The sequence below is a fragment of the Oleiphilus sp. HI0132 genome (assembly GCF_001635845.1).
Map to the genome: position 1 here is coordinate 1 of NZ_LWGJ01000458.1, position 1,019 is coordinate 1,019.

The following is a 1,019-nucleotide window of genomic DNA, read 5'->3' on the forward strand; positions in this document are numbered from 1 at the left end:
GAGGGCATTCGCCATCGTAGTACAATGTGTCGCGACGGATTGTTACTGCTGACTGTTCCAACTTACTCTTCTCGAATTCGTTACCAGTTATCAGTAAGGTCTACGAATACAAACTCGATATGGATCACTGTCAGCAGTAATGTGAGGATTGATTTGGAATTGCTTTTTAGGCGACAGCAGAGTCTAGGAGTCTTTAAAAGGCCGTTTCGATGGTGACTGACACGGGGGCATGGTCTGATGCTTCAGCGTCTACCTCATAGTTAGGGTTTTGCAGATGATCATCGTGCACGTCATAACTAACGACTTCCGCAATACTGCGTGGATTGTTAGCATCAAATTCCTTTGATAACAGCACATAATCTAAAACACTGCCCTTATTTGCAAAATAGTGTGTAGGGCTACGACGAGTTTCGATAGTTTTATCACTAATTTCAAAGGCATCGTAAAGTGTATGTTTTTCAACATTCAGCCTCTCCGCAGCAGAAAGGGATGAAACATATTTCGATCCAATTCTATCAATATGCCCGCCAGCCACCAGCAACTGCAAAGGCGTTGAGTCGATCGTATCATTTAGATCACCAAGCATAATGGTTGGCATATCTTCCTTCGCACTAGATTTCCAAAAGTCATTGTAGAGAAGAGCTGCTTCAGTTCCTCTCTGCATACTTGAAGCCCACCGACCATGCAGGTCGTCGTAAAGGAAATTACGAACTTGTTCATTGTCGGCTGTATCCACATAAAAGTGACGATCAAACTTCGACCTTTTAGACTTCAAGTGCGCCACATACACGGCAACCTTGGAGTAATCATCGATTTCAATAACGGCCCTGATCGGCTGACGACTAAAAACAAATTCTGAGTTGAGCCCCAAACTCTGAATCAAATATTGATCAACCGAAACTGCTTCACTAGATAGGATGGGGAATTTTGAAGCAATCGCGACAACGGGCATATCAAACAGATAGTCAGACTTCTTGTTGGGCTGTTCGACTGTTGCAAAATAGTCAAAGCCCGCTGAC

1 protein-coding gene is annotated in these 1,019 nt (G+C 43.7%); it reads right to left on the minus strand.

The genetic code is table 11. The features are described from left to right. Window positions 1–193: 193 nt before the first annotated feature. Window positions 194–1,019 (minus strand): endonuclease/exonuclease/phosphatase family protein (locus tag A3766_RS30480; RefSeq protein WP_068641888.1); only part of this gene is annotated, 826 nt, incomplete at its 5' end.